Below are 22,569 nucleotides of genomic sequence, written 5' to 3'. Positions count from 1 at the left end.
CGGTCCTCCGGCGGACAAGAAAACTGTCACCCATGCTATCGGTCCATTCTGTTACCTATCTATCCGGTTCGGACAGGGCCACCTTCTCCCCGTATAGTGACGGGGAGAAGAGAAGCGCTCCGCCCTTAACTCAGCGCGTAAAGCTCTGCGCGTTGCCGGCGTCGACGTTGATGATGTTGCCGGTGGATTTGGCCGACATGTCGGACGCCAGGAAATAAATCGCTTCGGCAATGTCTTCCGGAAGCACCGAGCGCTTCAGCATCGAGCGCGAGCGGTAGTGCTCTTCGAGGTCGTCGGTCGACATCTTGTAGGCGGCGGCGCGCTGTTCCTTCCACTCGCCGGTCCAGATCTTCGAACCGCGCAACACGGCGTCCGGATTGACGACGTTGACGCGGATCTGGGCTTCCGCGCCTTCCAGCGCCAGGCAGCGGGCGAGATGGATTTCGGCCGCCTTGGCGGTGCAATAGGCGGCGGCGTTGGGTGACGCGGCAAGGCCGTTCTTGGAGGCGACGAAGACGACATTGCCGCCGATCTTCTGGGCGCGAAACAGCCGGAAGGCTTCGCGCGAGACCAGGAAATAGCCGGTCGACAATATGTCCATGTTCTTGTTCCACAGCGCCAGCGTCGTCTCCTCGATCGGCGCCGAGGAGGCGAGGCCTGCGTTGGAGACGAGAATATCAATGCCGCCGAACTCGACGGCTGTCTGGGCGAAGCCGGAAATCACCTGCTCCTCCGCGGTGACGTTGATCAGCACCGGCCGGACGAAGTCCTTGCCATAGGCTTTCGCCAGTTCGTCATTGGCGCTGGCAAGTGCGGCCTCGTCGATATCGGCCAGCACCACGCAGGCGCCTTCGCGCAGCAGCCGGCTGGCGGTGGCGCGGCCGATGCCGCCGGCGCCGCCGGTGACCAGCGCGATTTGGCCGGCGAGCGACTTCGGCTTCGGCATGCGCTGCAGCTTCAAATCCTCGAGCAGCCAGTATTCGATGTCGAAGGCCTCCTGCGCCGGCAGGCCGACATAGGACGAGACGGTCGAGGCTCCGCGCATGACGTTGATGGCGTTGACGTAGAATTCGCCAGAGATGCGGGCGGTGGCCTTGTCGCCGGCGAAGGTGAACATGCCGACGCCGGGCATCAGGTAGACCACGGCATTGGGGTCGCGGATCGGGGGCGAGTCCGGATGCTTGCAGCTGTCGTAATAGGCCTGGTAGCCGACACGGTACTCAGCAATATCGTCGGCGAGGCGCGCAATCACGGCTTCGACGTCGGGCTTCGCTGGGTCGAACTCGATAACCAGCGGGCGGATTTTTGTGCGCAGGAAATGATCCGGGCATGAGGTACCGAGTGCCGCCAGCGGGCGCAAATCCCTGGAGTTGACGAATTCGAGCACAGCGGCGGAATCGTCGAAATGGCCGAGCTTGTGGCTCTTCTCCGAAATCAGGCCGCGGATCCTCGGCATCAGTCTCGCCGCGATGGCGCGGCGCTCAGCGGCGTCTAGCGATTTGACGACTTCGCCGCCGAAGATGGCGAGACCCTCGGAGCGGCGCTCGAACCATTCGATCCCCTGGTTGATGACCGAGATCGTCGTCTCATAGCACTCCTTGGGTGTGTCGCCCCAGGTGAACAAGCCGTGGCTTTCGAGGATGACGCCCTTGGCCTCGGGGTGTTCGACGCAGAATTTCTCCAGCCAGAGGCCAAGTTCGAAGCCCGGCCGCTTCCACGGCAGCCAGCCGATGGCGTCACCGAATATCTCCTTGGTCAACGCCTTGGAATCCTTGGCCGCGGCAATCGCGATAATGGCATCGGGATGCATGTGATCGACGAACGGCTTCGGCACATAGGCGTGCAGCGGCGTGTCGATCGAGGCCGCGCGCGGGTTGAGATTGAAGGTGCAGTGGGGAAGATAGCCCACCATCTCGTCCTCATGCGCGACGCCGCGATAAAGGCCTTTCAGCGCCTGCAGTTTGTCCATGTAAAGCGTGGCGAAACCGTCCAGCTTGATCGAGGCGCTGTCGCCGCCCGAGCCCTTGACCCATAGCACTTCGACTTCGGCGCCGGAGAGCGGGTCCTTCTGCCGGATCTTGGACGAGGTGTTGCCGCCGCCATAATTGGTGACACGCTTGTCGGAGCCGAGCGTGTTGGAGCGATAGACCAGAAGCTCAGGCTCGCTCAGCCCCTTGGCTTTAGCATCGTCCCAAAGGTTGGCAAGGCGCGAGCCGGAGCGCTTGTCGAGCATGATTATCCTCCCTGGACGCAAAAGGCGCGGTCCATTTTGCCGGAAATGTCTACGCAAGCATCTCGGTTGTCAATCATAAACGATCAAGATCGATCATATTGCACTGCACAATGAAATTATATGAGCGGAAATGATTGACACTGGTGGTTTTCTAGTGCCTCATGACCATGCAGGGAGGAACCATGCACGAAAAAGAGCGCCACAGGATCATTCTGTCCGCCGTCCAGGAAAAGCCTGTGGTGACGGTGCAGGAGATGGTCGACCTGACGGACTCCTCCGAGGCGACGATCCGGCGCGATATCGCGGCTCTTCATGTGCAAAAGCGCCTGCGTCGCGTGCGTGGCGGCGCCGAGGCGATCTCGCCACCGCAGTTCATCGGCCTCGCCGGCCGGCCCTTTTCCGTCAACGAAACGCTTAACGCTTCGCAGAAGCGCGCGATTGCGCGCGAAGCGGTGGAGCTGTGCAAGGACGGCGAACCGATCATCATCAATGGCGGCACCACCACCTTCCAGATGGTGCATTTCCTGACCGGACGCCGCATGCCGATCTTCACCAATTCGTTCCCCATCGCCGAGCACCTGCTCAAGCATTCGAAGAACACCGTCATGCTGTCGGGCGGCACCATCTACCGCGAGCAGAACATCATCCTCTCGCCCTTCGACAATGACGTGACGCGTAATTTCTACGCGCGCCGCATGTTCATGGGCGCTCAAGGGCTCGGGCCGCTTGGCCTGATGGAAGGCGACCCGCTGCTGATCCAGGCGGAGCAGAAACTGATCGACCAGGCCGACGAACTGGTGGTGCTGGTCGACTCATCGAAATTCCGCCAGCGCTCGAGCCTGATCCTGTGCGGGCTCAAGCGCATCGCCACCGTCATCACCGATGACGGCATCGAGGATCGCGAAGCCAACATGCTGGAGGCCGCGGGTGTGACGCTGATCGTCGCCCGCAAGTCGGCAAAGGAAGAATCCTCGCTGCAGGCCTGAGGCCAACCGCAGCGACGATGGAATGCAACGCTCAAGGGAGGAAATACGATGAGCTTTCTGAAGAAATTGATGGTGACGGCCGCGTTCTCGGCCGCCATGTTCGTGAATGCCGCCTATGCCGAGAACGTCAAGATCGCGCTGGTGGTGAAGTCGCTCGGCAACGGCTTCTTCGACGCCGCCAATAAGGGCGCCGAAGAGGCGGCCAAGGAACTCGGCGATGTCGACATCATCTACACCGGCCCGACCAAGGCGACCGCCGAAGCGCAGATCGAAGTGGTCAATTCGCTGATCGCGCAGAAGGTCAACGCCATTGCGATTTCGGCCAATGACGCCGACGCGCTGGTGCCGGTGCTGAAGAAGGCCATGGAGCGCGGCATCACCGTCATCTCGTGGGATTCGGGCGTCGCCAAGGAAGGCCGCCAGCTGCATCTCAACCCGTCCGACACCGGCCTGATCGGCGAGACCATCATCAAGCTGGCCGCCGACTATCTGCCGGAAGGCGGCGAAGTCGCCATTCTGTCGGCTTCGTCGACCGCGACCAACCAGAACGCCTGGATCGACGCGGCCAAGAAGATCCTGCCGGAGAAATTCCCCAAGATCAAACTCGTCGCCACCGTCTACGGCGATGACGATTCGGCCAAGAGCACCGACGAAGCCAAGGGCCTGCTGAAATCCTATCCGAACCTCAAGGCGATCATCGCGCCGACCACCGTCGGCGTCGTTGCCGCTGCCCAGGTCGTCACCGACGCGAACCTGATCGGCAAGGTCAATGTCACGGGTCTGGCGCTGCCGTCGGAGTTCAAGAAGTTCATCGACAACGGTTCCAGCCAGGCGGTTGCCCTCTGGAATCCGATCGACCTCGGCTACTCCGCCGTCTACCTCGCTCATGATCTGGCGGTGAAGAAGGAAGAGGCAAAGCCGGGCGCAACGCTGTCGATCGGCCGCGTCGGCAAGGTCACGCTCGATGACAGCAACTCGGCTGCGATGGCTCCGCCCTTCCAGTTCGACAAGTCCAACATCGAAAAGTTCTCCAAGATCTATTGATCTCGGACGTCTCGGACCAAGCGCGGCGGGACCAAAATCCCGCCGCGACTTTAAACGGACCTTGTTTCAGGGCTTGATACGGATATGGACACGACAGCCCAGCACGGCATTGCGAAGGAGGAGCCCACGGGTCCTGCCCCGCGCCTGACGCTGTCCGGCGTCTCCAAAAGCTTTCCCGGCGTGCGCGCGCTGCACAATGTCAGCCTGTCGCTTTACCCCGGCCAGGTTACGGCGCTGATCGGTGAAAACGGTGCCGGCAAGTCGACGCTGGTCAAGATCATGACCGGCATCTACCAGCCCGACGCCGGCACGATCAGCATTGACGGCCAGGCCGTCACCCTGCCCAGCGCGCATGCCGCCTTCGGCCACGGCGTCACCGCCATTCATCAGGAAACCGTGCTGTTCGACGATCTGAGCGTCGCCGAAAACATTTTTCTCGGCCATGCGCCGCGCACGCGGCTAGGCACCATCGACTGGCGCACCATGCGAAAACACGCGCGCGAAGTGCTCGACACCATGCATGCCGGCCATATCAACGCCGATGCGCGGCTGAAAGACCTCGGCATCGCCAACAAGCATCTGGTAGCGGTTGCTCGCGCGATGTCGATCGATGCGCAGATCGTCATCATGGATGAGCCGACCGCAGCCCTTTCGATGAAGGAGATCGAGGAGCTTTTCCTGCTGATCGAATTCCTCAAGGAGGAAGGCAAGGCGATCCTGTTCATCAGCCACAAGTTCGACGAGATCTATCGGATCGCCGATCGCTACACCGTGTTCCGCGACGGCGAGATGGTTGGCGAGGGCCTTATAAAGGATGCCGGCCAGAGCCAGATCGTGCGCATGATGGTCGGCCGCTCGGTCGACCACATCTTCCCGCAACGCAAGGCCGAGATCGGCGCGCCGGTGCTGTCTGTATCCGGCCTGTCGCACCCGACCGAATTCAGCGATATCGGCTTCGAGCTGCACGAGGGCGAGATCCTCGGTTTCTATGGCCTGGTCGGCGCCGGGCGGTCAGAGGTGATGCAGGCGATTTCAGGCATCACCCGCATATCGGGCGGCACGATCACGCTGGAAGGCAAGGTGATCACGCCGAAATCGGCGGCGGATTCCATCGAAGCCGGCATCGTCTACGTGCCGGAGGAGCGCGGCAAGCAGGGCGTGGTGATCGGCCTGCCGATCTTCCAAAACGTCTCGCTTCCCTCGCTCAAGCGCACCTCCAAATCCGGCCTGCTGCGATTGTCGGACGAATTCGCGCTCGCCCGCTCCTACACCGAGCGGCTAGACCTGCGCGCCTCGTCGCTGAGCCAGGATGTCGGCACGCTGTCGGGCGGCAACCAACAGAAGATCGTCATCGCCAAATGGCTGGCGACAGCGCCCAAGGTGATCATCCTGGATGAGCCGACCAAGGGCATCGACATCGGCTCCAAGGCCGCCGTGCACGGCTTCATGGCGGAGCTCGTCGCGCAGGGCCTGTCGGTGATCATGGTGTCGTCGGAACTGCCGGAGATTCTGGGCATGTCCGACCGCGTCGTCGTCATGCGCGAAGGGCTGGTTGCGGCGGTCTACGATAATAAGGGGCTGGACGCCGAAACGCTGGTCCGGACGGCAGCGGGGATCGCGGCATGAAGGCTCTCCTTAAATACCGCGAGATCTGGCTGGCAGCGGCGATCGTCGTTTTGATTGCTGTGATCTCGACGCGTTTCCCGGCCTTTGCCGACCCCGGCAATCTCGCCCAGGTGTTCAACGACACCTCGATCCTGATGATCCTGGCGCTGGGACAGATGGTCGTCATCCTGACCCGCTCGATCGACCTGTCGATGGCCTCCAACCTGTGCTTCACCGGCATGGTGGTGGCGATGCTGAACGCCGCGCATCCGGCGATCCCGATCCCGCTGCTGATCGTCATTGCGCTGGCCGTCGGACTGGTGCTCGGCGCCATCAACGGCCTGCTGGTGTGGCGGCTGAACATCCCTTCGATCGTGGTGACATTGGGCACGCTCACCATCTATCGCGGCGCCACCTTCGTCCTGTCCGGCGGCGCATGGGTCAATGCCGACAAGATGAGTCCTGAGTTCATCGGCTTCCAGCGCGCAGCTTTCCTGGGCATTCCGGTTCTGTCCTGGATCGCCATACTGGTCATCGCGCTGTTCTTCGTGGTGATGACGCGAACCGCGCTTGGCCGTTCGATCTATGCCATCGGCGTCAACCCGACGGCGTCGGTCTATGCCGGCATCGATGTCGGCCGAACCAAATTCATCGTCTTCTGCATTTCCGGCATGATCGGCGGGCTCGCCGGTTATCTCTGGATTTCTCGTTATGTCATCGCCTCGGTCGAGGTCGCCAACGGCTATGAACTCAACATCATCGCCGCCTGCGTCATCGGCGGCATTTCGATTGCCGGCGGCATCGGCTCGGTCGGGGGCGCGGTGTTAGGGGCGCTGTTCCTCGGCATCATTTCCAACGCGCTGCCCGTCATCAACATCTCGCCCTTCTGGCAGATGGCGATTTCAGGCAGCGCCATCATCCTGGCCGTCGTGCTCAACGCGCGTGGCGAACGTCAGCAGGGGCGGATCATTCTGAGGAAGGCGGAGGCGGCATGACCGACACCCCCGCCCCGCGCCACATTCCCGACCGGCTCGACAAGCCGCTCTCCTCGGCGATCTTTTCCTGGGAAGCGCTGCTGGTCGTCGTGGCGGTCGCCATCTTCGCCATCAACAGCTTCGCATCGCCCTATTTCCTCGATGCCTATTCGCTGTCGGACCTGACCTTCAATTTCACCGAGAAAGGCCTGATCGCCTTCGCCATGGCGCTGCTGATCATTTCGGGCGAGATCGACCTGTCGGTCGCCGCCATCATCGCGCTCGCCTCGACCATGATGGGCATGGCGGTACAGGCCGGCGCCGACACGCCGGTGCTGGTGGCTATCGGCATCGTCGTCGGGCTCGGTTGCGGCGCCTTCAACGGCCTGTTGGTGACGAGGCTCGGCCTGCCGTCCATCGTCGTTACCATCGGCACGATGAGCCTGTTTCGCGGCATTGCCTTCATCATCCTCGGTGACCAGGCCTACAAGGGCTATCCCGAGAGTTTTGCTTTCTTCGGCCAGGGCTATGTCTGGTGGGTGGTGTCGTTCGAACTGGTGCTCTTCCTCATCGCGGCCGTCGCCTACTGGTTCCTGCTGCATCGCACCAGCTTCGGCCGCCGTGTCTTTGCCATCGGCAACAATCCGGTCGCGGCACAGTTTTCCGGCGTTCGTGTCGGCCGCATCAAATTCATCCTGTTTTGCCTGACCGGGCTGATGGCCGGCATGGCCTCGGTGCTGATCACCTCGCGGCTCGGCTCGACGCGGCCGTCGATCGCGCAGGGCTATGAGCTTGAGGTCATCACCATGGTGGTGCTGGGCGGCGTCAGCATTCTGGGCGGCTCCGGCAGCATTGTTGGCGTCGTGCTCGCCGCCTTTATCATGGGGCTGGTGACCTTCGGCCTCGGCCTGCTCAACGTGCCCGGCATCGTCATGTCGATCTTCATCGGCCTGCTCTTGATCGTCGTCATCGCGCTGCCGATCGTCTGGCGGCGGCTGCGTGGTAACGGCTGATGCCTGAGAAATACGCCTTCAAGATGCAGCTCAAACCCGGCATGAAAGCCGAGTACAAAAAGCGCCACGATGAGATCTGGCCGTCGCTGGTGGCGCTGCTGAGAGAGGCCGGCGTCGCCGATTATTCGATCCATCTCGATGAAGACACCAACATCCTGTTCGGCGTGCTGTGGCGGCGCGACGACCATGGCATGGCCGACCTGCCGAAGCACCCGGTGATGCAGCGCTGGTGGGCGCACATGGCCGACATCATGGAGACCAGGCCGGACAACCAACCGGTGGCCATCCCCCTGGAAACAATGTTCCATTTGGCATGAGTGGGCTGCGCCATATCGCCGTCATCGACATCGGCAAGACCAACGCCAAGGTCGCGCTGGTCGATCTCGTCACGTTGAGCGAAGTGGGGTTGCGCCGCATGGCGAACGCGCCGCTGCGGCAAGCGCCCTACCCGCATCACGATGTCGAGGCGCTGTGGACGTTCATCCTCAACAGCCTTGCCAGCCTCAACCGCGAACAGCGTATCGAAGCGATTTCGATCACCACGCATGGTGCGACCGGCGTGCTGGTCGACGCAGCGGGCGAACTGGTGCTGCCTGTCCTCGACTATGAGTTCGACGGCCCCGACAGGCTGGCTACAGAGTATAGTGCGATCCGTCCGCCCTTCATTGAGACTGGGACGCCGCGCCTGCCGCTCGGCCTCAATCTCGGTGCGCAATTCTTCTGGCTTGAGAAGCGTTTTCCCACCGAATTCGCCAGGGCCGCCGCGATGCTGATGTATCCGCAATACTGGGCGCTGCGCCTGACCGGCGTTGCCGCCAACGAGGTGACCTCGCTCGGCTGCCACACCGATCTGTGGAGCCCTTGGGAGGCGGACTTTTCCTCGATGGTCGACAGGCTGGATTGGCGCAGGCTGATGGCATCGGTGCGGCCGGCCAGGGACCAGCTCGGCCCGATCCTGCCGGCGCTTGCCGCGCGCACCGGGCTCGATCCGCAGACGCCGGTATTCTGTGGCCTGCACGATTCCAACGCCTCCCTATTGCCGCATCTTCTGTCCGACGAGCCGCCCTTCTCGGTCGTCTCGACCGGCACCTGGGTGGTATCGATGGCGGTCGGCGGCAGAGAGATTGCGCTCGATGCTGCGCGCGACACGCTGGTCAATGTCAGCGCGCTTGGCGCTCCCGTCCCCTCGGCGCGGTTCATGGGTGGCCGCGAGTTTTCCCAGCTGACCAAGGACAAGCCGCAGGACTGCAGCGGCAGCGAGGTGCTGGCCGTTCTGACAAAAAAGATGCTGCTTTTGCCTTCTACCCAGCAGGGATCAGGACCGTTCCCGCACCATGCCGCGGCATGGCTTGGTGCCGAGGGCATCAGCAAAGGCGAGCGGTTCGCCGCCATTTCCTTCTATCTGGCACTGATGACGGCGACCTGCCTCGAGCTGATCGGCGCCGACGGCCCGACCACCGTGGAAGGACCGTTTGCTCGCAACCGGCTCTTTGTCGGCATGCTGGCGGCAGCGACCGCGCGCATCGTCATCGCCTCCGAGGCGGCCACCGGCACCAGCATCGGCGCGGCACTGCTCGCATCCGATCAGCCAGTGACGCACGGCAAGGGCGAAAGAATTGAGCCGCAGACCGACCCGGTCTGGGCGGCCTATGTCACCGCGTGGCGCGGCAGTCGACGCGCAAGGCTGATCACAAAATCCGCTTCCCAAAGGCCGACATGACGAAGTTGACGGCGTCGGCGCCGATCCGCGGCTCCAGACCGGCGGTCAGCCCGGAAACATCCATCGACAGCAGACCGCCGGACAGCGAGATCGCCTCCATTGCCTGATGCGTCTCGCGCACCGTCAGCCCGCCCGAGCCCGCAGCCCAGCCGGTAAATTCGGTCGCCGTCGGCGAATAGCTGACGTGAAAGCCCTGCGTGCCCGACGTCGCGATGCGGATCGCCTCATGCATGAGGTCGCGCATGCCCATGGCGTCGATGTCGGTCATGGTGAAGGCCGAGACACGCGAATCCTTGAGCACCCTTGCCTCCGCCGGATCGGCATGGCGCAGGCCCACGATGACGACATTTTCCGGCGACAGCTGCGGCTGCAGCGCGCCGGGCTTGTGATCGAGACCGAGCGCGCGGGCCAGCACCGAGACTTCAGGCATGTCTTCGGCCTCCTCGTCCTCGGGCATCAGGGCGGCGAGGGAATCGATCCAGATCAGGCCAAAGGAATGCGTCGCCCGCGCCGTTGCGGTCAGCGCCTTGTGGGCGATACGGCGATCTGCGCCGGCGGCGAGACGGACGAGGCCCGAGGGCGGCCGCTCGACGTCGGCGAGTTCGACCACGTCGAAATTCATTGCCTCCAGACGCGCGCCGGTTCCCTCGCGGGCGATAATCCCGCCGGCTTCCGGTTCGGCCGAGATCGACACCATCTTGCGGCCGGAGAAATCCGCGACGTCGTGCATCGGCGCCTTCTCGACATATTCCGAGGTCATCGCCAGAAGCATGGCGCCATAATTCATTCGGAAGGCGACACGGTCGCCGACGGTAGGTCGCGGATCGGCATCCTGCACATCGAGCAGCAGATGGTCGCTGGAAGCGCCGAGCACCCTCACCCCCTTGGCGATCGGCGTCAGCCCTTCGACCAGCACGTCCTCGCGGCCTATATTGGCGATGGCGCGCAGCCGGTCGCCCTCGTCGGCGAAGACCGGCTGGTTGCCGAAGGCGTCGTAGCCGGATGTGCCGATCGGCCGCGAAGGCTTGAGTTTGACCTCGATGATGTCGCTGGTCAGCCGGCAGGCATCGGGTTCGAGTTCGGGCCACGGCACGTCGCGAAAGGTTTCGACACCGCCTTGCAGGATCGCCTCGCCCACGCGCAGATTGTTGATGCCGGGCGGCAGCTTGCCTTCGAGCAGCAGCGTCAGCGATGACGAGGCGCCGCCGGAAATGAAGTCGAGGCTTTTGCCGGACAGGCGCTCGGTTTTGTAGGCATGGGCGACGAGTTGGCCAAGGTTCTCCGGCGTCGGCATTATGGCGCCGAAGCAGCCGAGATTGGTGCCGATGCCGGCGATGCGCACGCCCTTGAATTGTAGGATCTGCTCGACGGTGGGGATCAGGTCGCTTGGCCAGATGCCTTCGCGGAGATCGCCGAGATCGATCATCAGCATGATATCGTGGACGCGGCCCATGCGCTCGGCAATGCGCGATATCTCGCGGATGGTGGTCAGTTCCGACTGCAGGCTGATGTCGACGGTGCGCACGACCTCCTCTACGCGCGCCATGGGCGGGCTGCGCAGCAGCATGACCGGCGCATTGATGCCGCTGTCGCGCAGCCGGCGGATGTTTTCGAAGCGCGATTCCGCGATGCCGGCAACACCGCCGCGCAGCATGGCCCGCGCCACTTGCGGCATGCCGCATGTGCCCTTCGTAACTCCGAACACCTTGATGCCGGACAGCGCGCAGCGCTCGACGATGGTGCGGGCGTTGCGCTCGATGCGGCCAAGGTCGATAGCGACTTGCGGTCCCGACATTTCGTCACTCAGGGTTTGTAGAATCTGTCAGCCAGATGCATCTTCCAGATCGTCGTACGATATTTGTCAAACTTTGCGCAGTGACGGCCTCAATGTTGGAAACCAGAGCAATTGTATGTGGGCACGTCTTTCGATCGGAGAGGCCGGTGACGCTGGTCGTTCATCATTTCGATGGTGAGTGGCAACTGACCTGCGGCGAACATGATCATCCCGCGGACTGTGGAGATTTCGAAGTTATCGGTCTCGGCCATTTGACCTCCAGGCAGGAAAACTTGGCACAGATTGGCCAGCTTGAGCGCGGATGGCTTGCCGAATGGGTGCACGACGAATGGACTCGATGCCAACACGACGATTAGAGCTCCCTCAGTTCCCGTAGACCAGCCCTTGCGGGTCGATCTCCGGCTTGCGGCCGGCGACGAGGTCGGCCAGGAACTTGCCCGAGCCGCAGGCCATGGTCCAGCCGACATGGCCGTGGCCGGTGTCGAGGTAAAGGTTCTTGTATTTCGCCTTGCCGATGACCGGCACCGAGTTGGGCATCATAGGTCGCAGACCTGCCCACAACAGCGCCTTCTTCTCGTCGAAAGCGCCGGGGAAAAGGTCTTTGCCGGTGCTCAGCATGGACTTGAAGTCGCTGAGCTTGAAGCTGCGGTCGAAGCCGGTGAACTCGGCTGTCGAGGACATGCGCAGGCGGTTTCCGAGCCTGGAGTAACCAACCAGCCGGTCCTCGTCGGCGCCGCCCATGGTCGGTCCCTTGCTCTCGTCCTCCAGCGGGATGGTCGCGCTATAGCCTTTAACCGGATAGACGGGCAGGTCGATACCGTAGCGGCGACCGATCAGGCCGCTCTCGGGGCCCATGGCGATGACGACGGCGTCGCCCGTCACCGGGCCGGCCGATGTCATGACCGCACGCACCCAGTCGCCCTCTATGTCGAGCCCCTCGATCGTGGTGTCGAACAGGAATCTGACGCCAAGCTTTTCGGCCGCATAGGCGGCGAGCCCGTCGACGAATATCCTGGAATCCCCGGTCTGGTCGATCGGCGAATAAACGCCGCCGGCGATCTTTTCCTTCACGCCCGCGAGCCCGGGCTCAAGTTCGACCAGCCGGTCGCGGCCCACTATCTCGATCGGCAGGCCATGCTTCGCCAGAAACTGGTAGTTGTCGGTGCCGGTGTCGAGGCTGTGCTGCGAGCGGAAGAAATAAAGAATGCCCTTCTTGCGCTCGTCATAGTGGATGCCGGTGGCGTCGGAGAGCGCGTTGATGCAGTCGCGCGAATAGAGCGCCAGGCGCAGTTTGACCTGGCTGTTGGCGCGCAGCCGGGCCACGGTGCACTGGCGCAGGAAACGCAGGCTCCAGGCGAGGAAATAAGGATCGAAGCGCAGCCTGACCTTGATGCCGAGATCATGGTTCCAGAGCGCGCGCAGGAAGGTCTTCAGCGCCGCCGGCGAGGCCCAGGCGGTGGCGTCGCCCGGCGACACCAGACCGGCATTGGACTGGCTGGTGCCGCGCGCCGGCGCCGGATGGCGCTCGATCACGGTGACCTCATGGCCGTCGGCGGCCAGATAATAGGCGGCCGCGGTACCGACAACGCCGGCTCCAAGCACCGTTATCTTCATGCCACCCCCTCTTCGCGGCACAGCGCCTCCACGCCGCACCGCCATTGCTTCAATAGCGCTTCGCCGCGCGCCTTGCGAGCCCTCGGAAGTGCCCGGCTCAGCCCCGCGCGGAGTTCTTGCCGGTGAGGATACGCTCCCAGGCGAGTGCATCGGCGACGATCTGGTCGAGGTCGTCGCGTTGCGGGGTCCAGCCGAGTTCAGCGCGTGCAAGGTCCGAATTGGCAACCACGGCGGCGGCGTCGCCGGGGCGCCGGTCGCCCATCTTGACCTCGAAATCCCGGCCGAAGGCGCGCCGCACGCTGTCGATGACCTCGAGCACCGAATAGCCGTGGCTGTAGCCGCAATTGGCGACGAGGCTGCCGCCGCCGGCGCGCAGGCGCTGCAGCGCCAGCCGGTGCGCCGCAGCCAGGTCGCTGACATGGATATAATCGCGCATGCAGGTGCCGTCCGGCGTCGGATAATCGGTGCCGAACACCTGCATGAAGGGGCGTTTGCCGAGCGCGGTCTCGCAGGCGACCTTGATCAGATGCGTGGCGCCAGGCGTCGACTGCCCCGTCCGGCCCCTGGGATCGGCGCCGGCGACGTTGAAGTAGCGCAGCGCCGTGTAGCGCAAGGGATGCGCAAGCGCTGCGTCGCGCAGCATCCATTCGCTCATCAGCTTGGACAGGCCGTAGGGCGATTCCGGCGCCAGGCGGGCATCCTCGCGCACCGGCTCCAGGCCGGCGCCGCCATAGACGGCGGCGGTCGAGGAGAAGATGAAATGCGGCACGCCCTCGTGCACCGCGGTTTCGATCAGCGTGCGGGTCTTGGAGGTGTTATTCTCGTAATAGGCGAGCGGGTCGGCAACCGATTCCGGCACCACGATGGAACCGGCGAAGTGGATGATCGCGTCGACCTCGTTATCCCGGATGATCTGGCCGACCAATTCCCTATCGGCGACATCGCCGACGACAAGCTTGGCTTCCGGCGCTACCGCCCATTCGAAGCCCGTGGAAAGGCGGTCGAGAACGACGACGCTCTCGCCGGCATCCAGCAGTTCCCAGACCATGTGGCTGCCGATATAGCCGGCGCCGCCCGTTACCAAAACCGTCATCCGCGTCCTCTTTTACTCATGATTTATCGGAAACTGTCTCAATCACCGCCTTACTGGAAAGCCTGCGGCAAGGCCATTAGAAACGCCTGAATGTTAAATCCGTAACAGTCTCACCGGCCTGTGGCATCGTACGGAAACAAAATTGATCCACATCAAGGGAATAGGCCACGATCCGGGGTCGTTAGGAACAGGCTTGGGGCGTGGCATTTTGACCAAAACGGCCCGGTGGACGACGAATGGCCCAACGATTATGATCCCGCGCAAAACTGGGAAGGCGACATGAACTATCAGCGGTTCTTCGAGGAAGCGATCGACCAGCTCCACGCCGAGCGGCGCTACCGGGTTTTCGCCGATCTCGAGCGCATTGTCGGCAAGTTTCCGCGCGCCATCTGGCGTTCAAACGGCCGCGCCGAGGAAATCACCGTCTGGTGCTCCAACGACTATCTCGGCATGGGCCAGAACCCCGATGTCATTGCCGCGTTCCAGAATGCAGCCGGCAAGATGGGTTCGGGCGCCGGCGGCACCCGCAACATTTCCGGCACCTCGAACCCGCTCGTCGAGCTCGAGCTGGAACTGGCCGACCTGCACGACAAGGAAGCGGCGCTGGTCTTCACCTCCGGCTTCGTCTCCAACGAGGCCTCGATCTCGACCATTGCGCGGCTTTTGCCCAATTGCCTGATCATTTCGGACGAGTTGAACCATGCCTCGATGATCGAAGGCGTACGGCGCTCGGGCGCCGAAAAGAAGATTTTCCGCCACAACGACGTCGCGCATCTCGAAAGCCTGCTGCAGGTGGCGGGCCGCGAACGCGCCAAGCTGATCGTGTTCGAGAGCGTCTATTCGATGGATGGCGACATCGCGCCGATCAAGCAGATCGTCGAACTGGCCGAACGCTACAACGCCATGACCTATATTGACGAGGTCCATGCCGTCGGCATGTACGGACCGCGCGGCGGCGGCATCACCGAGCGCGAGGGGCTGGCCGACCGTATCGACATCATCGAAGGCACGCTGGCCAAGGCGTTCGGCACGCTGGGCGGCTATATCGCCGGCAACAGCGCCGTCATCGACGCGGTGCGCTCCTATGCGCCGGGCTTCATCTTCACCACGGCGCTGCCGCCGGCGATCGCTGCCGCCGCCACCACCTCCATCCGTCACCTCAAGCGCTCGCAAGCCGAGCGCGATGCGCAGCAACAGCAGGCATCGCGGACCAAGGAGGTTCTGTCTGCAGCCGGCCTGCCGGTGATGGAATCGCCGACACACATCGTGCCGGTGCTGGTCGGTGACCCCGAACTCTGCAAGATGGCCAGCGACCGTCTGCTCGGCGTGCACGGCATCTACATCCAGCCGATCAACTATCCGACCGTGCCGCGCGGCACCGAGCGGCTGCGCATCACCCCGACGCCGTTCCATACCGATGCGCTGATTGCGGGACTTCAGGGCGCGCTGATCGAGACATGGGATGCGCTCGGCATTCCTTACGGCTCCGCCGGACGGCCCACTGTCGCCAAGAGCGACCGGATTGTGCCGCTGCTTGTGCCGAAGTCGGGCGGCTGAAGCCGCCGCCCATTCACCTCAAACCGTCCTCATCCATCCCGCCAGCCGGTGTGCCGCTTCCTCGAGTTGGTCGAGGCGGCGGTGGAAGCACAGGCGCAAAAACGCCTCTCCGCCAGGGCCGAAGGCGGTGCCCGGCGCCAGGCCGACATTGGCCTTGTCGACGGTGTCGAAAGCAGCCCGGCGCGGATCGGTGATGCCGTCGACCGTGAAAAACAAATAGAACGCGCCTTGCGGCACGGTGAAGCGCGCTTTGCCGGTTGCGCCGAGAATATCGCAGACCAGGTCGCGCGCCTTTCGCGCCCGCTCAACCTGTTCGACGATGAACGCATCACCGTGGTCCAGCGCCGCGACGGCGCCGCGCTGCATGAACTGGGCGACGCCTGAGGTCGAATACTGGATCAGGTTCTCGAACACCTGCTGCAGCTCGGGATGGGTCTTGATCCAGCCGACGCGCCAGCCGGTCATCGCCCAGTTCTTGGAAAAGGAGTTGACGAACAGGATGCGGTCTTCCGAGGTCGAAATGTCGAGGAAGGACGGCGCACGGCCGTGGCCGTAGTGGAACAGCGAATAGATCTCGTCGGCGATGATCCACAGGCCCTTTTGGCGGGCGAGATTCAGGATCGCCTGCAGCGTTTCCTTATCGGCCGTCCAGCCGGTGGGGTTCGATGGCGTGTTGACGAACAGCGCCTTGGTGCGCGGCGTCACCGCAGCCGCAATCTTGTCGACATCGCAGGACCAGCCATTGCCCGACTGGTCGAGCGTGACCGCAACCGGGGTAGCGCCGGAAATACCGGCGGCGGCGGCGAAATTCGGCCAGGCCGGGGAGAGATAGACCACCTCGTCGCCGCTGCCGGCGACCGCGGCTAACGCCAACTGAATGGCATGCATGCCGGAACCGGTGGCGATGAATTCCTCTTCGGCGAAGCTCTTGCCGAAATGCCTGGCATAGTAGCGGGAAAGCGCTTGCCTCAGCTCCGGAATGCCTTTCTGCCAGGTATAGAATGTCTCGCCATTGGCGAGCCCCTTGGCGGCGGCTTCCGAAATGAAGGCAGGCGTCGGCAAATCGCCTTCACCGGCCCAGAGCGGGATCATGCCCTCGCGCGTACGGCCGTAATTGACGACGGCGACAATGCCGCTTTCGGGGGCGGCCACCGCTTCGGCGCGCAAGCTATCGATCAGGGTCATGAACAGGTCCGTTTTGATGTCTGCTTTGATGCATGTCATTATCCAGAACCGCTGCGCACTTGTGGGCGACATGCATTGGCGGATGCTCTTAGCAGATGCGGCAACAGAAAACCCCGGCCGCGAACGACCGGGGTTTTGGTCCAGAAATCTGGCCTTGTCTATTTCCTGGCGAGGAGATCGCGAATTTCGGTGAGCAAAGCGACGTCGGCCGGTGGCGGAGCCGCAGGTGCGGCCGGCTTCTCCCGCTCGAGCCGCTTGCGCATGTTGTTCACGGCCTTGACCATCAGGAAGATGATGAAAGCCAGGATGACGAAATTCAGCGCCACGGTGATAAAATTGCCGTAGGCGAACACCGCGCCTTCCTTACGCGCGTCGGCAAGATTGGTCGAATGCACTGTTGATGAGAGGCCTATGAAGTAGTTGGAAAAGTCGACGCCACCAAGTGCGCCGATGAAAGGCATGATGATGTCGTTGACAAGAGAATCGACGATCTTGCTGAAGGCCGCGCCGATGATGACGCCGACCGCAAGGTCCATCACATTTCCTTTGGAAATGAATTCCTGGAATTCTTTCAGCATTCGACCCTCCTTGTCATGACGGACCGCGCTGCCGCCGTCCCTCCGGCGTCGGCCCGTGCGCACCATAACAAAAACCTGCGGTTGCAACAGAAGCAAAAGCTGGAAAACACCGCTTTCTCCTTACCTTGGTTCACGGTTCGACAGGGCGGCGTCGCGACCATGCGCCGAAAGCCGCGATGGACTTGACCTTAGAGCTGTGATTGCCTCTGGGCAGGCCGGGGTGAAAACTGGCCGAGGAGGATTTTCGGGCCGTGCAGGGCTGGTTCATCGTCATCATTGCCGTCGCCTATGTGACGCTGCTGTTCGCCATCGCTAGCCTCGGCGACCGGCGGTCGACGGCGTCGGGACCCGGCCGCGCCCGGCCCTTCATCTATGCACTCAGCCTCGCCATCTACTGCACCTCCTGGACCTTTTTCGGCTCGGTCGGCCTGTCCTCCGAGCGCGGCCTCGAATTTCTCGGCATCTATACCGGCCCGGTGCTGGTGTTCGTGTTCGGCTTTCCGCTGCTCAATCGCATCGTGCGGCTGGCCAAGAGCGAGAAGATCACCTCGATCGCCGACTTCCTGGGCGCCCGCTATGGCAAGAGCTTTGCCGTCTCGGCGATCGCCACGCTGATCGCCACCATCGGCGCGGTGCCCTATATCGCACTGCAATTGAAGGCGATCTCCGGTTCGGTCGGCCTGATGGTCGAGCATTATACGGGATCGCCGCCCTCCTTCGATCCCTTCGTCAGCGACATCTCGCTGGTGGTGGCCATGCTCTTGGCGCTGTTTGCGGTGCTGTTCGGCACCCGCCATGCCGACGCCACCGAGCACCAGGACGGGCTGGTGCTGGCGGTGGCGGTCGAAACCGTGGTCAAGCTCGCCGCCTTCCTGGCGATCGGCCTTATGGTCACCTTCCTGATCTTCGGCGGCCCGGGCGACATGATCGACAAGCTGGCCGAAAACAGCCAGGTGCGGCAGGCCATGGGCTACGACACCTCGCTCGCCACCTGGCTGGTGCTGACTTGCCTGAGCGGCTTTGCCATCATCATGCTGCCGCGCCAGTTCTACGTCACCATCGTCGAGAACCGCGGCGAGGCCGAACTGCGCACCGCGACCTGGGTGTTCCCGCTCTATCTCGTAGCGATAAACCTGTTCGTGCTGCCGATCGCCTTCGCCGGCCTGGCGCTGGTCGGCACCAAAACCACCAGTGACCTCTATGTGCTGGCGCTGCCCTTGTTCGGCGGCCATGACTTCCTCGCCATGGCCGCCTTCATCGGTGGGCTGTCGGCGGCGACCGCCATGGTGATCGTCGAAAGCGTGGCGCTGTCGATCATGATCTCCAACGACCTCGTCATCCCGCTGTTCGTGCGCCGCCTGCTCAAGACCACGACCTCGGAGAATGAGGATTGGTCGACGCTGATCCTCAACGTGCGGCGCGGCGCCATCTTCATCCTGTTGTTCATTGCCTTCCTCTACTACCGCGAAAGCACCAACTCGGCGCGGCTGTCGTCGATCGGCCTGATGTCGTTCGCGGCAATCGCCCAATTCGCGCCGGCGCTGATCGGCGGGCTGATCTGGCGGGGCGCCAATGGCCGCGGCGCGGCCCTTGGCATGGTCGCCGGCATCCTCGTCTGGGGCTATACGCTGCTTTTGCCGTCGCTCTCGGCAGCCGACGCGGACATCGTCGTGCAGGGGTTGTTCGGTTTCGAGGCGCTGCGGCCGCAGGCTCTGTTCGGCACCGTCGCCGAGCCGTTGAACCACGGCGTGCTCTGGAGCCTGTCGGTCAACACGCTGTTCTTCGTGCTCGGCTCGCTGTCGCGCGCGTCAGTGCCGCTGGAGCGGATCCAGGCGTCGATCTTCGTGCCGCGCGAATCCGGCCCGATGCCCAGCCTGCGCCGCTTCCGCACCGCCATCACCGTCAACGTGCTGAAGGACACCATCTCGCGCTACCTCGGCGTCGAGCGCACCGAGCGCTCCTTCCAATCCTTCGAGAAAAGCAATGGCGTCTCGCTGCACGGCAATGAGCAGGCCAGCATGGATGTCATCCGCTTTTCCGAGCAGCTGCTGGCGAGCGCGGTCGGCTCGTCTTCGGCGCGGCTGATCCTGTCGCTGCTGTTTCGCCGCAACGACCGCGAGTCCAAGGACGCCTTTCGCCTGCTCGACGACGCCACCGAAGCGCTGCAGCACAATCGCGACCTGCTGCAGATCGCGCTCGACCAGATGGAGCAGGGCATCACCGTATTCGACCGCGATTTTCGTCTGATATGCTGGAACAGACAATATCGCGCGCTGTTCGACCTGCCCGACGAGATGGGCCAGGTCGGCGTCTCGCTCGACCGCATCCTGCGCCACCTCGCCGAGCGCGGCGATATTCCGGCCGACCAGCGCGTGGCGATGCTCAACCGGCTGACCAGCTTCGTCAGCCCATGGCAGATGGAGTTGAAGACCAGTGGCCGTATCCTCGAACTGCGCTCCAACCCGATGCCGGACGGCGGAATCGTCGCCACCTATGCCGACATATCAGGACGCGTCGAACAGGATTTGGCGCTGAAGCGGGCCAATGAATCGCTGGAGCAGCGGGTCAAGACGCGGACCATCGAACTGACTAGGGTCAACGAGGAGCTGGCGCAGGCGCAGATGCTGGCCGAGGAGGCTAATCTGGGCAAGACGCGCTTCCTCGCCGCCGCCGGCCACGACATCCTGCAGCCTTTGAACGCCGCCCGGCTCTACTGCTCGTCGCTGATCGAAAAAGCCGGCAAGGGGCCGGCGGGCAAGGCTGCCGTCAACATCGAATCCTCGCTGGAATCGGTCGAGACGATCCTGGGCGCCGTGCTCGACATTTCGCGCCTCGACGCCGGTGCAATGAAGCCGGACGACAGCGCCTTCCGCCTGGACGGGCTGCTGCGCCAGATCGGCAACGACTTCCAGCCGCTCGCCGCCGAAAAGAAACTCGATCTGACGATCATGGCCTCGTCGCTCAGCGTGATGACGGACCGCAACTTGCTGCGCCGGCTGATCCAGAATCTGGTCTCCAACGCCATCAAATACACCCCCCATGGCCGCATCCTGGTCGGCGTGCGACGGCACGGCGAACTCGCCGAGATCCAGGTGATCGACACTGGTATCGGCATTGCCGGCGACAAGCTGAACACGGTCTTCAACGAGTTCACCCGGCTGGACGAAGGCGTGCGCGAGGCCGAAGGTCTCGGCCTTGGCCTGTCCATCGTCGACCGCATCGCGCGGGTGCTGCGGCTCGAGATCCAGATCTTTTCCAACCCGGGCAAGGGTACGCGCTTTTCCGTTATCCTGCCGGTTGCGGCGGTTGAGGCGCCGCGGCGCGAGGTCGAGCCGAAGGCGCCTGCCCGCACCGCGAATTCGCTGGCCGGCCTGCGCGTCATGTGCATCGACAACGACGCGCGCATTCTCGATGGCATGCGGCTTCTGCTCGAAGGCTGGGGCTGCAGCGTCGGCACGTTTTCGGGCTTGGAGGATTTTGACAGAGCCGATCGTCCCGACATCGTGCTGGCCGACTATCATCTCGATGGCAGAACAGGCCTCGACATGATCGCGCGGCTGCGTGACGTCCACGGCCGTGACCTGCCAGCCGTGCTGGTCACCGCCGACCGTTCCACCGAGGTCCGCACTGCCGCCGCTGCGCTGGACGTGCCTGTGATCAACAAGCCGCTGAAGCCGGCCGTGCTGCGCTCGATGATGGCCAGGGTCAGGCCGCTGGCCTCGGCGGCCGAGTAGGGTTCAATGCATGTCGCCCAGAAGTGTGCCGCGGTTCTGGGACCACGACATGAATCAAACAAAGAGCTAAAGCGGGTCGCATGAATCCGTTTCAGCGCGACGCGCTTTAGCCTGCTGGCTGCAACGGATCGCTGCCGATCTTGGACAACTGGATCACCGCCTGGGTGCGGCTGTCGACGCCGAGCTTTTGCAGGATGGCCGAGACATGCGCCTTGACAGTCGCTTCGGAGACGCTGAGCTCGTAGGCGATCTGCTTGTTGAGCAGGCCTTCGGCCAGCATGCCGAGGACACGCGTCTGCTGCGGCGTCAGCGCCTGCAGCCGCTTGATCAGGTCGGATATTTCGGGGTCGCGCTCGATGCCGAGGTCGATGCCGACGGGCGCGGCGATGTCGCCGGCCAGCACCGTCTGCACGGCGCCGCGGATCTCTTCCATACTGGCCGATTTGGAGATGAAGCCGGACGCGCCAAGCTCGAGCGCGCGCCGGATGGTCACCGGGTCGTCGTGGGCCGACACCACCACCAGCGGCACCGCCGGGTGGATGCCGCGCAGCGCGATCAAGCCGGACAGGCCGCTGGCGCCCGGCATCGACAGATCGAGCAGCACGAGGTCGACATCCTCATGGGCCACGACCAGCGCCTTGGCGCTTTCGAAATCGCCGGCCTCGTGAATGGCGGCGACATCGCCGACGCCGGCAAGCGCCTCTTTCAAGGCGCCGCGGAACAGCGGATGGTCGTCGGCAATGACGAAGGTGTAGCCCGACGGCAAATGTTCCTCCCCAAATCCCGTTGTTGCCCAAACTTCGTTATCGATTGACGGCTTTTACGGGATCGGACGATTATGCGGCGAAGCGCTTTGTTTTCAAGCGGCAATGGCCGGACGGCACTTTGCGCCGGGCAGCTCAGGTCTTTTGCGAGTTGAGCTTGGCGCCGTCGCCATTGTCCTTGTCCATCTCCTTGACGATGCCCATGAAGCCGCGCAGCATGCGCTCCATATAGCTCATCGTCTTGTCGAAATCCTCTTCGCTCGGCAATTTCGACTCGAGACGGGCCGACAGCGAATTCTCCAACCTGGTGACGCGTTCGTTCATGGCCTTCATCGAGGCCTGCAAACGATCGATCTCATCCTGGAAGGCGGCGCGTTCGTCGGCCGCTATCTTGCAGACGAGCTGGCCGGAGCGCTCCTCGCAGATCGACATGGCGCCGGTCTGGGTGTCCATGCGGACATAGCCGTTGGCCGATTTTTCCAGCCGGTAGTGGTCGGTCTCCTCCGACCAGGCCGATGCCGCGACCAGCGAGACCAGTGCGGCGGGGATCAGTATGTGCTGCAGACGCATGTTCCATCCTCCACGAGCCAGTGTGCGCAACCTATCACAGCTTTGCGCCGTAAATGCGGACGAGTTGCCCTTCCGTGCATGAGCCATCTGGACCAGAGCGGGTC

Annotated in this window: 18 protein-coding genes; 10 read left to right on the top strand and 8 right to left on the bottom strand. The window is 63.2% G+C overall.

Annotated elements, in window-relative coordinates:
• Positions 1-130: 130 nt before the first annotated feature.
• A complete protein-coding gene (locus X728_RS149040; protein ID WP_023831987.1) occupies positions 131-2,233 on the bottom strand; it encodes a bifunctional rhamnulose-1-phosphate aldolase/short-chain dehydrogenase in 2,103 nt (700 codons plus the stop codon).
• Positions 2,234-2,415: 182 nt separating this feature from the next.
• On the opposite strand from X728_RS149040, the gene X728_RS149045 reads away from it, so the two are divergent.
• The 7 genes from X728_RS149045 to X728_RS149075 all read left to right on the top strand — a co-directional run bounded on the left by X728_RS149045 (position 2,416) and on the right by X728_RS149075 (position 9,575).
• Positions 2,416-3,219, top strand: coding sequence for a DeoR/GlpR family DNA-binding transcription regulator (locus X728_RS149045; RefSeq protein ID WP_023669662.1), 804 nt, complete (start codon positions 2,416-2,418; stop codon positions 3,217-3,219).
• 48 nt (positions 3,220-3,267) lie between these two features.
• Positions 3,268-4,263, top strand: a complete 996-nt coding sequence (gene rhaS / locus X728_RS149050) for a rhamnose ABC transporter substrate-binding protein (protein ID WP_023669661.1) — start codon at positions 3,268-3,270, stop codon at positions 4,261-4,263.
• An 84-nt stretch (positions 4,264-4,347) separates the two neighbouring features.
• Positions 4,348-5,889 (top strand): sugar ABC transporter ATP-binding protein, encoded by a 1,542-nt coding sequence (locus X728_RS149055; protein ID WP_023730989.1) that lies wholly within the window; start codon positions 4,348-4,350, stop codon positions 5,887-5,889.
• Positions 5,886-6,863, top strand: coding sequence for an ABC transporter permease (locus tag X728_RS149060; protein WP_023730988.1), 978 nt, complete (start codon positions 5,886-5,888; stop codon positions 6,861-6,863). The genes X728_RS149055 and X728_RS149060 overlap by 4 nt, the downstream gene beginning before the upstream one ends.
• Positions 6,860-7,855, top strand: coding sequence for an ABC transporter permease (locus X728_RS149065; RefSeq protein ID WP_023831986.1), 996 nt, complete (start codon positions 6,860-6,862; stop codon positions 7,853-7,855). Before X728_RS149060 ends, X728_RS149065 begins: the two co-directional genes overlap by 4 nt.
• Positions 7,855-8,172, top strand: coding sequence for an L-rhamnose mutarotase (gene rhaM / locus X728_RS149070; protein WP_023715347.1), 318 nt, complete (start codon positions 7,855-7,857; stop codon positions 8,170-8,172). The genes X728_RS149065 and rhaM overlap by 1 nt, the downstream gene beginning before the upstream one ends.
• Positions 8,169-9,575 (top strand): FGGY-family carbohydrate kinase, encoded by a 1,407-nt coding sequence (locus X728_RS149075; protein ID WP_023831985.1) that lies wholly within the window; start codon positions 8,169-8,171, stop codon positions 9,573-9,575. Before rhaM ends, X728_RS149075 begins: the two co-directional genes overlap by 4 nt.
• Here the strand turns inward: X728_RS149075 and X728_RS149080 are convergent.
• Positions 9,544-11,370, bottom strand: coding sequence for an alanine racemase (locus tag X728_RS149080; RefSeq protein ID WP_023699528.1), 1,827 nt, complete (start codon positions 11,368-11,370; stop codon positions 9,544-9,546). The two genes, X728_RS149075 and X728_RS149080, sit on opposite strands and share 32 nt — an antisense overlap.
• Positions 11,371-11,516: 146 nt before the next feature.
• Between X728_RS149080 and X728_RS0135400 the strand changes: the two genes are divergently transcribed.
• The gene (locus X728_RS0135400) at positions 11,517-11,726 is read left to right on the top strand and encodes a hypothetical protein (RefSeq protein ID WP_031195626.1); all 210 of its coding nucleotides are present in this window, start codon (positions 11,517-11,519) and stop codon (positions 11,724-11,726) included.
• A 7-nt stretch (positions 11,727-11,733) separates the two neighbouring features.
• On the opposite strand, the gene X728_RS149085 is transcribed toward X728_RS0135400, so the two are convergent.
• Together X728_RS149085 and galE are read right to left on the bottom strand one after the other, a co-directional pair.
• Positions 11,734-12,984 carry a D-amino acid dehydrogenase gene (locus tag X728_RS149085; RefSeq protein WP_023831984.1) on the bottom strand — a complete coding sequence of 417 codons (1,251 nt, stop codon included), beginning with the start codon at positions 12,982-12,984 and terminating at the stop codon, positions 11,734-11,736.
• Between the two features lie 97 nt (positions 12,985-13,081).
• Positions 13,082-14,077 carry a UDP-glucose 4-epimerase GalE gene (gene galE, locus X728_RS149090; protein ID WP_023831983.1) on the bottom strand — a complete coding sequence of 332 codons (996 nt, stop codon included), beginning with the start codon at positions 14,075-14,077 and terminating at the stop codon, positions 13,082-13,084.
• Positions 14,078-14,356: 279 nt separating this feature from the next.
• Here galE and hemA point away from each other — a divergent pair, with 279 nt between their 5' ends.
• A complete protein-coding gene (hemA, locus tag X728_RS149095) occupies positions 14,357-15,634 on the top strand; it encodes a 5-aminolevulinate synthase (RefSeq protein ID WP_023831982.1) in 1,278 nt (425 codons plus the stop codon).
• A gap of 18 nt (positions 15,635-15,652) precedes the next feature.
• Here the strand turns inward: hemA and X728_RS149100 are convergent, their stop codons facing one another.
• Together X728_RS149100 and mscL are read right to left on the bottom strand one after the other, a co-directional pair.
• Positions 15,653-16,819, bottom strand: coding sequence for a pyridoxal phosphate-dependent aminotransferase (locus X728_RS149100; RefSeq protein WP_023831981.1), 1,167 nt, complete (start codon positions 16,817-16,819; stop codon positions 15,653-15,655).
• Between the two features lie 158 nt (positions 16,820-16,977).
• Positions 16,978-17,397 (bottom strand): large conductance mechanosensitive channel protein MscL, encoded by a 420-nt coding sequence (gene mscL, locus X728_RS149105; protein ID WP_023681933.1) that lies wholly within the window; start codon positions 17,395-17,397, stop codon positions 16,978-16,980.
• Between the two features lie 251 nt (positions 17,398-17,648).
• Here mscL and X728_RS149110 point away from each other — a divergent pair, with 251 nt between their 5' ends.
• Positions 17,649-21,131 carry a PAS domain-containing hybrid sensor histidine kinase/response regulator gene (locus tag X728_RS149110; protein ID WP_023831980.1) on the top strand — a complete coding sequence of 1,161 codons (3,483 nt, stop codon included), beginning with the start codon at positions 17,649-17,651 and terminating at the stop codon, positions 21,129-21,131.
• Between the two features lie 106 nt (positions 21,132-21,237).
• Here the strand turns inward: X728_RS149110 and X728_RS149115 are convergent, their stop codons facing one another.
• Together X728_RS149115 and X728_RS149120 are read right to left on the bottom strand one after the other, a co-directional pair.
• Entirely contained in the window at positions 21,238-21,897 is a 660-nt protein-coding gene (locus X728_RS149115; RefSeq protein WP_023831979.1) for a response regulator transcription factor, read from the bottom strand.
• Positions 21,898-22,030: 133 nt separating this feature from the next.
• The gene (locus X728_RS149120) at positions 22,031-22,465 is read right to left on the bottom strand and encodes a hypothetical protein (RefSeq protein WP_023831978.1); all 435 of its coding nucleotides are present in this window, start codon (positions 22,463-22,465) and stop codon (positions 22,031-22,033) included.
• Between the last annotated feature and the right edge of the window lie 104 nt (positions 22,466-22,569).

Origin of the sequence: Mesorhizobium sp. L103C119B0 (assembly GCF_000502235.1) — a bacterium.
Lineage (GTDB): Bacteria > Pseudomonadota > Alphaproteobacteria > Rhizobiales > Rhizobiaceae > Mesorhizobium.
Note: the sequence above shows the minus strand (reverse complement) of the source record. Positions and strands in the feature narration are given on the sequence as shown.